The organism is Microbacterium sp. MPKO10 (assembly GCF_026107415.2).
Taxonomy (GTDB): Bacteria; Actinomycetota; Actinomycetes; order Actinomycetales; family Microbacteriaceae; genus Paramicrobacterium.
Genome location: NZ_JAPCHX010000001.1, coordinates 1 through 14,440 on the forward strand (window position 1 = coordinate 1; position 14,440 = coordinate 14,440).

At 64.4% G+C, this 14,440-nt stretch carries 10 protein-coding genes; 2 read left to right on the top strand and 8 right to left on the bottom strand.

The window, feature by feature from the left end; all coding sequences use genetic code 11:
* On the top strand, positions 1-207 hold a 207-nt coding region (locus OK352_RS00005; protein WP_265139345.1), incomplete at its 5' end, for a hypothetical protein.
* Between the two features lie 275 nt (positions 208-482).
* Here OK352_RS00005 and OK352_RS00010 read toward each other — a convergent pair.
* The 8 genes from OK352_RS00010 to OK352_RS00045 form a co-directional block, all read right to left on the bottom strand.
* Positions 483-1,643 (bottom strand): hypothetical protein, encoded by a 1,161-nt coding sequence (locus OK352_RS00010; protein ID WP_265139346.1) that lies wholly within the window; start codon positions 1,641-1,643, stop codon positions 483-485.
* Between the two features lie 102 nt (positions 1,644-1,745).
* Entirely contained in the window at positions 1,746-2,405 is a 660-nt protein-coding gene (locus OK352_RS00015; RefSeq protein ID WP_265139347.1) for a hypothetical protein, read from the bottom strand.
* Positions 2,406-2,537: 132 nt separating this feature from the next.
* Complete coding sequence (locus OK352_RS00020) at positions 2,538-6,419, bottom strand: DNA-directed RNA polymerase subunit beta' (RefSeq protein ID WP_265139348.1); 3,882 nt, start codon at positions 6,417-6,419, stop codon at positions 2,538-2,540.
* Positions 6,420-6,463: 44 nt separating this feature from the next.
* Entirely contained in the window at positions 6,464-9,955 is a 3,492-nt protein-coding gene (gene rpoB, locus OK352_RS00025) for a DNA-directed RNA polymerase subunit beta (protein ID WP_265139349.1), read from the bottom strand.
* 264 nt (positions 9,956-10,219) lie between these two features.
* Entirely contained in the window at positions 10,220-10,693 is a 474-nt protein-coding gene (locus OK352_RS00030; protein ID WP_265139350.1) for a P-loop nucleotide/nucleoside kinase family protein, read from the bottom strand.
* A gap of 120 nt (positions 10,694-10,813) precedes the next feature.
* Entirely contained in the window at positions 10,814-11,671 is an 858-nt protein-coding gene (locus tag OK352_RS00035) for a 5-oxoprolinase subunit C family protein (protein WP_265139351.1), read from the bottom strand.
* Positions 11,668-12,294 carry a 5-oxoprolinase subunit B family protein gene (locus tag OK352_RS00040; RefSeq protein ID WP_265139352.1) on the bottom strand — a complete coding sequence of 209 codons (627 nt, stop codon included), beginning with the start codon at positions 12,292-12,294 and terminating at the stop codon, positions 11,668-11,670. The genes OK352_RS00035 and OK352_RS00040 overlap by 4 nt, the downstream gene beginning before the upstream one ends.
* Positions 12,295-12,564: 270 nt before the next feature.
* The gene (locus OK352_RS00045; RefSeq protein ID WP_265140224.1) at positions 12,565-13,311 is read right to left on the bottom strand and encodes a 5-oxoprolinase subunit PxpA; all 747 of its coding nucleotides are present in this window, start codon (positions 13,309-13,311) and stop codon (positions 12,565-12,567) included.
* A 276-nt stretch (positions 13,312-13,587) separates the two neighbouring features.
* Between OK352_RS00045 and OK352_RS00050 the strand changes: the two genes are divergently transcribed.
* Positions 13,588-14,439 carry a spermidine synthase gene (locus OK352_RS00050; RefSeq protein ID WP_265139353.1) on the top strand — a complete coding sequence of 284 codons (852 nt, stop codon included), beginning with the start codon at positions 13,588-13,590 and terminating at the stop codon, positions 14,437-14,439.
* The last annotated feature ends 1 nt before the right edge of the window (position 14,440 follow it).

Genomic DNA, 14,440 nt, shown 5'->3' on the forward strand with positions numbered 1-14,440 from the left:
CTGACATTCGCTATCAATCAATCAAAGGAATCCCAACCCAGACAAAAAGCCCAGGCCGAGGTTCAAAAATTGGCATTTGACATGTGCACGCTATTGAGTTCTCAAGGACCAGACGCATCTGAAGTGATTCCTTGCGGAATCTGCCTCAGAGCAACCTCATTACTTTACCACACCCGAACGGAGCCTGACGCCGTCAAAGCCCGGTGAGATCTGTACAGATTCACTGTGCTTCCGACTCACGCAGCCTTTGCGGTTCGGGTGGATTCTCCATCCTAAGCCGTGATTCACGGCTCGACAAGACTCGAATAGAATCTTGGGAGAGTTTCGCCGATTGAGGCCTGTGAGCTCTTCGGCTCTTCAGCACCTTTGTGGCGACAGATGAATACTTTACGCAGTCTCCGGGCTCGAGCCAAATCCCACCAGCATCCCGGGCGTGTCGCCTTAAACCGGACAGTTTCGCCGTCCGCGACGACGCCGAACGGTCACCGATACACGGCTTCGCTTTCGTCGCGCTGACGCTCATATTCATCGCGCTCTTCGCGGTTACGGGCTGCAACCTTGCGCCCCCGTGCGGCCGTCCACGCACCGAACCAGATGGGGATCTCACGACCCAGGAGGAATGCGGCGATGGCGGGCCAGGTCAGCAGGTTGTCCCAGATGAATTCGAGAACACGATTCGAGGGAACGCTCATGGCGTCCTGCACCAAGAGTCCACCGATCCACCCGACATACGCGAACACGGCAACCAACAGTCCACCGAGAATCCACGACCACCACCCGGCACGGTTGACAAGCAGAGCCACGACGATGAGCCCAATGAAGAACATGCCCACGGTGATCAGCAGTGCCGGTGACAGGAGCGTCCCGAGGAGGTCAATCTGTTCTCCTGCGAGAACGTCGAGCAGTGTCAGTACCCCGAACATCGCGGCGGCAAAGAGTACTGCCTGAATTATTCCGATACCGATTCCGGCCCAGCGATTGCCCCGGCGCTTGGGCGCGGTCGGGAGTTCGACGAGCGGTGGTCCTGCCAGCGGATCGTTCACCGGCGCTGCCTGCGTCGGTGCGGGGGAGCTGCGTGTCGGCTCGGGCCCCGTGAGCAGATGCTCTGTTGGCGCGTTGTCCGTGTATGCGTCGGTCACCGCGTGGTCCGACCCCGGTGACGGTGCGGGGCGCGCGGCGGGAGCCTGCGGGTACACGTCGGTCTCGACCGCGTCGTCCGTATTCGTCGACCGTTCATGGGCTGCGGCCGGCGGTTCGTCCGGCGTCGATTTCGGTCCGCCCGTCAGTGACGTCGCGTACGGATTCCTGCGGGCGGGCTCCCCGCGATCCGGGTCTCCCCCGGATCGGCTATGGACAGGAGTCGTCGGCGGCTCCGCGCCGTCATGAGAGCTACCGGTCGATGCAGGTGGTTCCGGAGCGTTGTCTGACCGATCGGGAATCGGTGGATGCTGGGATTCCGCCGGATCCGGTGCAGGCTCCGACGACCCCGGAGCATCCTCTGGTGTCCTGGCAGTTTCGGGTGCGTTCGGCGCGTCAGCGGAATCGGAGCGAGACGCGTCGGCCGGTGCCTCCGGGTTCGGAGCCGGGGAATCCTGTCCCTGCTCACGCGTCGGATCACTCGGATTCGAGTTGGGGTCGCTCATGGCAGCCTCCTCGGCGGTCACGTCCAATTGCGGTCACTCTACTGCGAGCCAGGCGGACCGAAGCAGCTGCCTGGGCGTGTCGGTGCTATCAAGAGCCGATGCTCAGGCAGCATCCTCCGACCCGGGCCAGATTGTCTCAACGATGTCTGGCGTGTAGCCGTTGGGAGCGAAGTTCACCCACGACGTGGCGACCCACAGCCCCTCGCGGAAGAAGTGGGATTCTCCGACGTGCCCTCCACCATCGGCGAACGAGATGATGCATCGGGTCCCGCCGAGTTCGTCGTGGCAGTCATACCCCTGAGCATCCATCCTCGCGCGAACCGAGTCCTGCGTACCGGCATCGATTCTCGTGATGCTCGTCGTGAGTCCGTAATCGCCAGCGTAGCCCCAGCTGCAATTCAGATGATTCGTTCCGGCGATCACAGCAGCCAGTTCCTCGTCTTTGCTGCCTACGTTGTCGGCGACGGACGGGTCGTTCAGCGGCATCCCCGTGCCTGTGAGGTAGTCATACATCTCGGCAGAGTAGATCTCGTCGCACGACGTCGGATTGGGACCAGCCGGTGCGGGCTGGGGCTGATTCTGAGGAAGCGGCCTGTCCGGTTCGGGAGTTGAGGACTGCGCAACCGGCGCCTCAGTGCCTGAGTTAGCAGACACCAGAGAGGAGACGAGTGCTCCGCTGGCCACGACGAGGACGGCGATCACGATAGTGGCCACGATGAACCACCGACGTGCCGTTGTGCGTCCACCACCTTGGTCAGTCATGACTTGTCTCCTCGTCCACACCGATCCTATAACCCGCAGACGGACCGTCAGCCCCCGCGTTCGCGGGGCGATGCCCTGCACCATCAGCAAAGCGGAGGGCCCCACAGGGACCCTCCGCTTTGGTGTGGGCTGTTAGCTGTACGTGCCCGGGTTGAAGTCGTCGCTCGAGAAGCTGTCGAAGTCGACGAAGGACAGGTCGGACTCGCTGAACGTTCCGTCATCCGCGAAGATGCGGTTCGGGTAACGCTCAGCCTTCGCCTCTTCCGTCGCCTCGACCGAGACGTTGCGGTACTTGGCGAGGCCCGTCCCAGCCGGGATGAGCTTACCGATGATGACGTTCTCCTTGAGACCGATCAGCGGGTCACGCTTGCCTTCCATAGCCGCCTGCGTGAGTACGCGAGTGGTCTCCTGGAAGGACGCGGCAGACAGCCACGACTCGGTGGCGAGGGACGCCTTGGTGATACCCATGACTTCCTGACGGGCGGACGCCGTGCGCTTGCCCTCGGCCAGAGCCGCGCGGTTGAACTCGTTGTACCGCGAGCGGTCGACGAGCTCACCCGGCAGCAGGTCGGTGTCGCCGTGGTCGACGACGGTGACCTTGCGGAGCATCTGACGGACGATGACCTCGATGTGCTTGTCGTGGATCGGGACACCCTGCGACCGGTACACACCCTGCACTCCGCCGACGAGGTGCTTCTGGACCTCGCGGACGCCCTGCACGCGCAGAACCTCCTTGGGGTCGGTCGCACCGATGTGCAGCGGCTGTCCGAGCTCGACGTGGTCGCCGTCCTCGACGAGGAGCGTCGCACGCTTCAGCACCGGGTAGACGACGGGCTCGTCGCCGTTGTCCGGGGTCAGGATGACCTTTCGGCTCTTCTCTGTCTCTTCGACAGTGACACGGCCGGCAGCTTCCGCGATCGGCGTCGCGCCCTTCGGGGTACGAGCCTCGAAGAGCTCCTGAACACGCGGCAGACCCTGAGTGATGTCGTCAGCCGATGCCGAACCACCCGTGTGGAACGTACGCATGGTGAGCTGGGTTCCCGGCTCACCGATCGACTGAGCGGCGATCGTTCCGATGGCCTCACCGATGTCGACGAGCTTGCCGGTCGCCAGCGAGCGGCCGTAGCACGCAGCGCAGACGCCGATGCTCGACTCACAGGTCAGGACGGAGCGGACCTTGATGGTCTCAATGCCGGCCTCGACGAGACGGTCGATGAGAACGTCACCCACATCGTCTCCTGCCGAAGCCACGACCGTGCCTTCAGCATCAACGACGTCGGACGCCAGTGAGCGAGCGAACACCGAGTTCTCGACGTTCGGGTCGCGTACGAGCGTGCCCTGCGAGTCGAACGAGGCGATCGGGAGCTCGAGGCCCTTCGACGTTCCACAGTCCTTCTCGCGAATGATGACGTCCTGCGAAACGTCGACGAGTCGACGCGTCAGGTATCCGGAGTCGGCGGTACGCAGTGCGGTGTCGGCAAGACCCTTGCGGGCACCGTGCGTCGCGATGAAGTACTCGGCCACCGACAGTCCCTCGCGGTAGCTCGAGATGATCGGACGCGGGATGATGCCACCCTTCGGGTCGTTCACCAGTCCGCGCATACCCGCAATGTTGCGGATCTGCAGCCAGTTACCACGGGCACCAGACGACACCATGCGGTTGATGGTGTTGTCCGCGGGGAACCCGTCGCGCATGGCCTGCGCCACCTCGTCGGTCGCTTCCGTCCAGATCTTGATGAGCTCCTGACGACGCTCAGCGTCTGTCGTGAGGCCCTTGTCGAACTGGCTCTGAACCTTCGCCGCGAGCTTCTCGTGCTTGGCGACGATGTCCTTCTTGCTCGGCGGTGTGAGGATGTCGCTGAGTGCGACGGTCACGCCCGAGCGAGTCGCCCAGTGGAAGCCAGCGTCCTTGATGTTGTCAAGGGTGGTCGCCGTGTCGGTCTTCGAGTAGCGCTCGGCGAGGTCGTTGACGATCGACGAGAGCTTGCCCTTGTCGGCCACCTCGTTCACGAACGGGTAGTCGGCCGGCAGCGCCTCGTTGAAGATCGCGCGGCCGAGCGTCGTCTCGTAGATGAACGGCTCGTCCTGCACGAAGCCCTCAGGCTCCTCACCGGCACGGAAGTGCAGACCGTGGAGGCGAATGCGGATCTTCGCGTTGAGGTGCAGCGTGTGCTGGTCGTGCGCGAGGATCGCCTCGGCGATGCTCGAGAACGCGCGGCCCTCCCCCACAGCACCCTCGGTGAGGGTTGTGAGGTGGTGCAGACCGATGATCATGTCCTGGCTGGGCAGGGTCACCGGGCGGCCGTCCGATGGCTTCAGGATGTTGTTGGACGCGAGCATGAGCACGCGAGCCTCAGCCTGAGCCTCGACCGACAGCGGAAGGTGCACGGCCATCTGGTCACCGTCGAAGTCGGCGTTGAACGCGGCACACACGAGGGGGTGCAGCTGAATGGCCTTGCCCTCAACGAGCTGCGGCTCGAACGCCTGGATGCCCAGACGGTGCAGAGTCGGAGCACGGTTCAGCAGCACGGGACGCTCGCGGATGATCTCCTCGAGAACGTCCCAGACCTCGGGACGTGCACGCTCGACCATGCGCTTCGCTGCCTTGATGTTCTGAGCGTGGCTCAAGTCGATCAGGCGCTTGATGACGAACGGCTTGAACAGCTCGAGCGCCATCTGCTTCGGCAGACCACACTGGTGCAGCTTGAGCTGCGGGCCGACGACGATGACCGAACGGCCAGAGTAGTCGACGCGCTTCCCCAGGAGGTTCTGACGGAAACGCCCCTGCTTGCCCTTGAGCATGTCACTCAGCGACTTGAGCGCGCGGTTGCCAGTTCCCGTGACGGGACGGCCGCGACGACCGTTGTCGAAGAGCGCGTCGACGGCCTCCTGCAGCATCCGCTTCTCGTTGTTGACGATGATCTCGGGAGCACCGAGGTCAAGCAGACGACGAAGACGGTTGTTGCGGTTGATCACACGACGGTAGAGGTCGTTGAGGTCGCTCGTTGCGAAGCGCCCTCCGTCGAGCTGCACCATGGGGCGGAGCTCCGGCGGGATCACCGGGACGACGTCAAGAACCATCGCGGCAGGCGAGATGCTCGTCTGCAGGAAGGCGTTGACAACCTTGAGGCGCTTGATGGCGCGGATCTTCTTCTGACCCTTGCCCTCGGCGATCTGCAGGTGAAGCGACTCGGCCTCGGCCTGCAGGTCGAAGCTCGCCAGACGCTTCTGAACACCCTCGGCGCCCATGTAGGCCTCGAAGTACAGGCCGTAACGGTCCTGCAGCTCCTGGAAGACAGCGTCCTCGGGCTTGAGCTCGCCAACCTTGAGGTTGCGGAAGTCTTCCCACACACGCTCGAGCTGACCGATCTGCTCGTCGTACGACTTGCGGAGCTGCGTCATCTCCTTCTCGGCAGCATCCTTCGTGCGACGCTTCTGGTCGGCCTTCGCGCCCTCTTCCTCCAGCGCAGCAAGGTCGTCCTCGAGCTTCTTCAGCCGGTCGGCGATCTGCGAGTCACGCTGGTCGGAGAGCGTCTTGAGTTCGAGACGGAGCTCGTTCTCAAGCCCCGGCATGTCAGCGTGGCGAGCTTCCTCGTCGACGCTGATCACCATGTAGGCGGCGAAGTAGATGACCTTCTCGAGGTCCTTCGGCGCCATGTCAAGCAGGTAGCCGAGGCGCGAGGGAACACCCTTGAAGTACCAGATGTGGGTGACCGGAGCGGCAAGCTCAATGTGGCCCATGCGCTCACGGCGGACAGAGGACTTGGTGACCTCGACTCCACAGCGCTCACACACGATGCCCTTGAAGCGCACCCGCTTGTACTTACCGCACGAGCACTCCCAGTCACGGCTCGGGCCGAAGATCTGCTCACCGAACAGGCCGTCTTTCTCGGGCTTCAGTGTGCGGTAGTTGATGGTCTCAGGCTTCTTGACCTCGCCAAATGACCAACGACGGATGTCGTCGCCGGTCGCCAGGCCAATGCGAAGCTCGTCAAATGTTGTTGCGTCGAGCAATTTCTCTCCTGAAATTCTCTGAAGTTTCTACAGTGGCCAGGCGCTTAGATCTCGTCGATCGACGAGGACTCGAACCTGGAGGAAATGTTGATCCCGAGCTCCTCGGCGGCGCGGAACGCGTCGTCGTCGGTGTCGCGCAGGCTCACCGCGGTGCCGTCGGCCGAGAGGACCTCGACGTTCAAGCACAGCGACTGCATTTCCTTCATGAGGACCTTGAAGCTCTCGGGGATGCCGGGCTCCTGGATGTTCTCACCCTTGACGATCGACTCGTAAACCTTGACGCGTCCGAGGATGTCATCCGACTTGATCGTCAGGAGCTCCTGCAGCGCGTACGCGGCACCGTATGCCTCGAGCGCCCAGACCTCCATCTCACCGAAGCGCTGTCCACCGAACTGCGCCTTACCACCGAGCGGCTGCTGGGTGATCATCGAGTACGGTCCGGTCGAACGTGCGTGGATCTTGTCGTCGACGAGGTGGTGCAGCTTCAGAATGTACATAAACCCGACGGAGATCGGCTCCGGGAAGGGCTCGCCCGAACGACCGTCAAAGAGACGGGTCTTTCCGGTCGAGTCGATCATGCGCTCACCGTCGCGGTTCGGCAGGGTCGCGTCGAGCAGACCAGCGATCTCGTGCTCTTCCGCACCGTCGAACACAGGCGTAGCGACCTTCGTCCCCGGCTCGCCCTCACGGGTGACCTCCGGGAGTCCCTTCGCCCACTCGGGGTTTCCTTCGACCTTCCAGCCCTGGTTGGCGATCCAGCCGAGGTGGGTCTCGAGAACCTGACCGAAGTTCATGCGGCCGGGGATGCCGAGCGGGTTCAGGATGATGTCGACCGGAGTTCCGTCGGACAGGAACGGCATGTCTTCGACCGGCAGGATCTTCGAGATGACGCCCTTGTTGCCGTGACGGCCAGCGAGCTTGTCACCCTCGGTGATCTTGCGCTTCTGGGCAATGTAGACGACAACGCGACGGTTGACGCCCGAGCCGAGCTCGTCATCGCCCTCTTCCGCGTCGAACTCCTTGACGGCGATGACCGTCCCGTTCTCACCGTGGGGCACCTTGAGGCTGGTGTCGCGCACCTCGCGGCTCTTCTCGTTGAAGATCGCGCGAAGCAGGCGCTCCTCGGCACTCAGCTCGGTCTCGCCCTTCGGCGTGACCTTCCCGACGAGGATGTCGCCGGGGTGCACCTCGGCGCCGATTCGGATGATGCCGCGCTCGTCGAGGTCCTTGAGGAGGTCCGGGCTGACGTTCGGCAGATCGCGAGTGATCTCTTCCTTGCCGAGCTTGGTGTCGCGGGCGTCGACCTCGTACTCCTCGATGTGAATCGAGCTGAGTGTGTCGTCCTTCACCACGTTCTGGCTAAGGATGATGGCGTCCTCGAAGTTGAGGCCCTCCCACGGCATGAATGCCACGAGCAGGTTCTTTCCGAGTGCCAGCTCGCCGTTCTCGGTCGAGGGGCCGTCGGCAATGATCTCGCCGGCCTCCACGCGGTCACCCTCGTTGACGATGACGCGGTGGTTGTAGCTGTTGCCCTGGTTCGAGCGAATGAACTTGTCGAGGTAGTAGGTCTTCGTTCCGCCCTCGTCGAGCTGGAGCGTGACCGTGTCTGCCGAGACCTGTGAGACGACACCGGCCGACGTTGCGGTGATGACCTCACCGGCGTCGATGGCCGCGTAGCCCTCCATACCGGTTCCGACGTACGGCGACTCGCTGCGCAGCAGCGGCACAGCCTGACGCTGCATGTTCGCACCCATGAGGGCACGGTTCGCGTCGTCGTGCTCAAGGAACGGGATGAGCGAGGTTCCGACCGAGACCATCTGGCGCGGCGACACATCCATGTATGCGATCTCGTCAACAGGAACGAGGTCGACGTCGCCGTTCTCCTTGCGCGCAAGGACGCGGTCGTCACGGAAGGTGCTGTCGTCGTTCAGCACCGCGTTGGCCTGAGCGACGATGTAGTCCTCTTCTTCCATCGCCGTCAGGTAGTCGACCTTGTCGGTGACCTTGCCGTCGACGATCTGGCGGTACGGCGTCTCAATGAAGCCGAACGCGTTGATGCGCGCGAACGTGGCGAGCGAGCCGATCAGACCGATGTTCGGGCCTTCAGGGGTCTCGATCGGGCACATGCGGCCGTAGTGCGAGGGGTGGACGTCGCGAACTTCAACGCCAGCGCGCTCACGCGAGAGCCCGCCGGGCCCGAGCGCCGAGAGGCGACGCTTGTGCGTGAGACCCGCAAGCGGGTTGTTCTGGTCCATGAACTGCGACAGCTGGCTCGTTCCGAAGAACTCCTTGATCGCGGCGACGACGGGGCGCACGTTGATCAGGGTCTGCGGCGTGATGGCCTCGATGTCCTGCGTCGTCATGCGCTCGCGGACGACGCGCTCCATGCGCGAGAGACCGGTGCGAACCTGGTTCTGGATGAGCTCGCCGACGGCCCGAATGCGGCGGTTGCCGAAGTTGTCGATGTCATCGACGTCGAGGCGGATGTCAGCATCCTTGCCGTTGCGACGGCCCACGTAGGACGTCTCACCTGCGTGCAGGCGGACGAGGTACTTGATGGTGGCCACAACGTCTTCGACGGTGAGCACCGACGAGCTGAGCGGGGCTTCAAGACCGAGCTTCTTGTTGATCTTGTAACGGCCGACCTTGGCGAGGTCGTAGCGCTTCGGGTTGAAGTAGAAGTTGTCGAGAAGCGCACGAGCGGCTTCGGCGGCAACCTGCTCGCCCGGGCGGAGCTTGCGGTAGATGTCGCGAAGGGCGTCCTCCTTAGTGAGGATCGGGTCCTTCTCAAGTGTCGACGCGATCGACTCGTAGCCGGCGAACTCCTCGAGGATCTCTTCGCTCGTCATGCCGAGCGCCTTGAGGAACGTCGTCACCGACTGCTTGCGCTTGCGGTCGACGCGAACGCCGACCTGGTCGCGCTTATCGATCTCGAACTCGAGCCACGCACCGCGGCTCGGGATGATGCGCGCCGAGAAGACGTCCTTGTCGCTGGTCTTCTCTGGCGTGCGCTCGAAGTACACGCCGGGGCTGCGGACGAGCTGGGACACAACGACACGCTCGGTGCCGTTGATGATGAACGTGCCCTTCTCGGTCATGAGCGGGAAGTCGCCCATGAACACCGTCTGGGTCTTGATCTCACCCGTGAGGTGATTCATGAACTCAGCCTCGACGTACAGCGGAGCCGCGTACGTCTTGCCACGCTCAGTGCACTCTTCGATGGAGTACTTCTCAGGCTCGAGGTACGGGTTGGCGAACGAGAGCTGCATGGTCTCGCCGAGGTCCTCGATCGGAGAGATCTCTTCGAAGATCTCCTCCAGGCCCGAATCGTTCGGCAGATCCTTGCGGTCAGACTCCGCCGCGTTCGCGACGCGGTCCTTCCAGTTCTCGTTGCCGACGAGCCAGTCGAAGCTTTCCGTCTGCAGAGCCAGAAGGTCTGGGACGGTCAGCGTGTCACTGATCTTGGCGAATGAAGGCCGGGATGCGTTGCGGCCATTCTTGGATGTGGTGGTGGTTGCGTTGCGCGCAGCAGCCAAGGGATATAACCTCCGTGGGCCCCGTCGGGCCAAGTTACTGTTAGTAATGGAGTACTCGCCTCACGCCATGTGAAGTCGTGCGTCATGCGAAACACGATGCACTGGGCCGACCGCAATATGAAGGCATGGTAGAACGTCGAGGGAGCGCAAAGATCAAGTGTATGCCGTTTGACGCGCCGTGTCCACTGTGGTTCTTGACGATCGGCAATCTCTCAGGTATAAACAGGGCGCTCGCCCGGCAGCATCCGGATTTCTTCGGCGTCATCACGCGCCCGGGACGACAGTCAACGGCCCCTCCTCCGGCGTCGGGACCTCGAATCCGTCGAAGAAACGGGCTGCGGTATCGGCGCTCAGCATGACATCGTTAGGGCCCGAACCGCGTCGCTCGCTGACACGCCGCAGTGCGACGTCTCGCGGCGTGTCCACATAGACGGTCTCGGGGACGATGCCATAGGGCGCGACGAACGCGCGGTAGGCATCGCGAACCGCCCGCGTCGAGAACGAGAAGTCAAGGACCACGTCGTGGTTCGCGATGAGAAGTTCGGCGAGCCGCTCTCGCAGAAGTGCGTCGATCTCATCAGCATCCTGAACCGAAATCGGATGAGAGCGGAAACCACGCTTCCACGCCTCGTCGTCGATCGACAGACGCGTGAAGGAGTCGGTCTCGACAAGACGCATCGCCACCGCGGTCTTGCCTGACCCGGCGGGCCCGCACATGAATACAACGCGACTCACCATCTGATGCTCAACCCGCGGGATCACGCGCGACACCACTCTCGCCCGCGGCAATGTGGTCGCGGATGCGCCGAGGGCCGACCTCTGCCAGAGAACACGGACGTGACGGAACAACACGGCGCCTTACGCATGACGGAACTCGACAGCCTGCCCCGGGCGCACCTGAGCGAAAACATCAAGATCTTCGCTCGCGACCACGGCGAGCACCGGGTAGCCGCCCGTCACCGGATGATCGGCCAACAGCACAGTGGGCTGCCCGGACGGCGGAACCTGGATGCTGCCAGCCACCATGCCCTCGCTCGGCAGCTCATCGCCGGCGTCGCGCATGAGCGGGTCGCCCGTCAGCCGCGCGCCGACCCGGTTGGACGCTGCACCCACCAGCCACGTGGTGTCGAAGAACGCCTCGAGCGCAGCATCCGGAAACCAGTCGTCGCGCGGGCCTCGCGTGACCGCCACCTCGACGCGTCCATCTGTTGGTGGACTCCACGGTGCGATCTCCAGCGCTGGAATCGGCGCCGGCGGGATGCTGCCGACACGCACCTCGTCTCCGGCAGCCAACGGCTCCGGGCCGAGACCGGAGAGCACATCGTGCGAACGAGACCCGAGCACGACATCTGCATCGACGCCGCCGCGAACGGCGAGGTAGGCGCGCAGGCCGTGCTCGGCGGCGGCCACCCTCAGTGCCTGCCCCGCGCGCACGCGCACAGCTTCGTTGGGGTCGGCCGGTTCGCCGTTCACCGTGATCGGACACCACGCCCCCGTGACGGCGACCCACACGTCGGCATCCGTGCGCGCCTCGAAGCCGCCGACCGTGATCTCGAGCGCCGCCGCCCCCTCGTCGTTGCCGAGGAGCCGGTTCGCAAGCGTCAGCGCACCGCGGTCGAGGGCGCCCGAATGCGGCACCCCAATGTGCGCGAAGCCCGGGCGGCCGAGGTCCTGCACCGTCGTGAACGGACCGGCCTCCAGAACAGTGAGGGTCATCGTGCCTCCCGAAAGACAACGCGCGCACCCGGTTCGAGCAGGGCCGGATGCTCGCGCTCGACGTTCCACAGGTCGGCATCTGTGCGGCCGATCAGCTGCCAGCCTCCGGGCGACGACCGCGGATAGACGCCGGAGAACGCCCCGGCGAGGCCGACAGAGCCGAGGGGAACGGCCGTGCGCGGAGTCTCGCGCCGCGGAACGGCGAGCCGCTCATGATCGGTGACCAGATAGGCGAACCCCGGGGCGAAGCCGCCAAATGCGACGCGCCACGTCGACCCGGTGTGGCACGCGATCACGTCGCGCTCGCTGAGACCCGTGTGCCGGGCAACCTCCGCGAGGTCGGCACCGTCATACTGCACATCGATCGGCACCGGCGGGCCGTCCTCGGTGGCGGAAGGCGGCACGGGAACAGCATCCTCCAGCCAGCGGCGCACCGCGGCCACACCGCTCGGGCGCGCAACGGTGACCAGGATCGTGCGCGCGGCAGGCACGACGTCGACAACGGCATCCGGGCGCCGGGCGAGTCCGCGATGCAGCGCCATCACCTCGTCGAGCGACGAGCAGTCCACCAGCAGCGCACGGTCGCCGACAGGCCGGATGCTGCGACGCTGCGCCGTACTCATGACACCACCGCCGGTGTTGCGCGGTCCGCCGCGTAGATGCTGCGACGTCGTACTCTGCTCATCGCGACACAACCCCCATCGCGACACCGAGCAGACGGAGTTCCCGACGCCGACGGGGCCGTCGCTCCGATGCCCCTGATGCGAGACCAGCCGCATGAATGCTGCGGGCACTGTAGGTTCTGCGGGCACTGTAGGTTCTGCGGGCACTGTAGGTTCTGCGGGCACTGTGGGCGCTGCGCGCACTGTAGGCGCTGCGGGACGTCGTTGCTCTCACAGGCTCACCGCCTCGATCGCAATGCCGTCACGCTCGAGTGCCGCACGGACATCGGCCGCCATCTGCACGGCGCCCGGCGTATCGCCGTGCACGCACAACGAGTCGACGTCGAGACGTACGCGCTCTCCCGTCGCCGCGATGACCTCGTGCTCGGCCACGATGGCGACGGCGCGTTCTGCGACAGCATCCGGAGCCAGCAGCGCTCCCGGGTCGTTGCGCGGCACGAGCGTGCCGTCCGCGCGGTACCCGCGGTCGACGAATGCCTCCCTGATGAACCGCAGACCATGGGCGGATGCTGCGTCAGCGATGCGCGAGTCGGGCAGCCCCATGATCGGAAGCGCACAGCTTCTGGCGACGGCCTCGGCGACAGCGTCGGCACGCTCCGGGTCGCGCGCGATGCGGTTGTAGAGGGCGCCGTGCGGCTTCACATAGCGGACGGCTGTGCCGGCAGCATCCGCGATCGTGTTCAACGTTTCGATCTGCTCGACGACATGGCTGACCAGCGTCGCCCGGTCGATCTCACTGTCGACGCGGCCGAAATTCTCACGGTCGCGATACGAGACATGGGCGCCGACCACGACGTTGTGCCGAACCGCGAGTTCGCACGAGCGGCGCATGCTGTCGGCATCACCCGCGTGAAAGCCGCACGCGACGTTGGCACTCGAGATGTGCGCGAACATGGCGGCATCGTCTGCCGTCGGCTGCCCGTCGACGGTCTCACCGAGGTCGCAGTTGAGATCGATGCGCACGGTTCCAGGCTACCGCGGGGCGCGGTGTCGCGGATGGTGCATGGGGAGCCTCGCGGCAGGAACTCGCTGCGCATTTTCTGTCCTGTGCGGAAAATTTGTGCTTCCGCGGAAGGACATATTTTCCGTAAGTGACAGGAAATGCCGAGGCATCGGCACGGCGGCCCTCGGGATAGAGCACCCCGCAGACGCACGGGACGGAGTGCACCGTAGACCCACGGGACAAAGCACACCGCAGACCCACGAGGCAGAGTGCGCCGTAGACTCACGAGTGTGAGCGAGAGTTCTTCCATCGTGTTGTCGGGCAGTGGCCTGACAGCATCCATCGAGCCGGATTCCTTCGTGGACGGCGCCTTTCAGCTCATCGTCGACGGCACGCCGCAGTCGCACGTCAATATGCGCGATCCGCGCGAGCTGTTCTTCGAATATGTGCGCCGCATCGGGCACGTCGTCGACCTCGTCCGCCCGCCCGGCTCACCGATCACCGCCGTGCACCTCGGCGCCGGCGCGCTCACGCTCCCCCGCTACGTCGATGCGACACGACCTGGGTCTCGGCAGCAGGTGATCGAGCTGCAGCGCGACCTCGTCGATTTCGTTCGCGAGCAGCTGCCCTGGCCAAAACGTGCACAGATCCGCGTGCGCTACGGAGATGCTCGCGAGGTTCTCGGCAAGCTACCCGCGGGGTTGCACGGCACCGTCGACTTGGTGATCAGCGACATTTTCAGCGGATCGCAGACACCGGCTCACGTGACGAGCACCGAATTCTATGCGATGGCGAAGTCGTTGCTGAGCGATGACGGCATCCTCGCCGTGAACGTCGCCGACGGCCCAGGTCTCGCGTTTGCACGCAGCCAGGCAGCAACATTGAGCGCCGTGTTCGGCGAGGTGGCGGCGTTTGCCGATACTCAGATTCTCAAGGGACGTCGGTTCGGCAACGTCGTGCTTATCGCGTCGCGGGCCCTTCTGCCTCTCGACATGGTGCCGCGGCTGCTGGCCGGCGGACCGTACCCCGCCAAGCTGGTGGCCGGCCGCGAACTGCGCGACTTCATCGCCGGTGCCCGCGCCGTGACCGACGCCGAGGCGATTCCCTCCCCCGCGCCGTCCCGAAACGTCTTCGACATGTGAT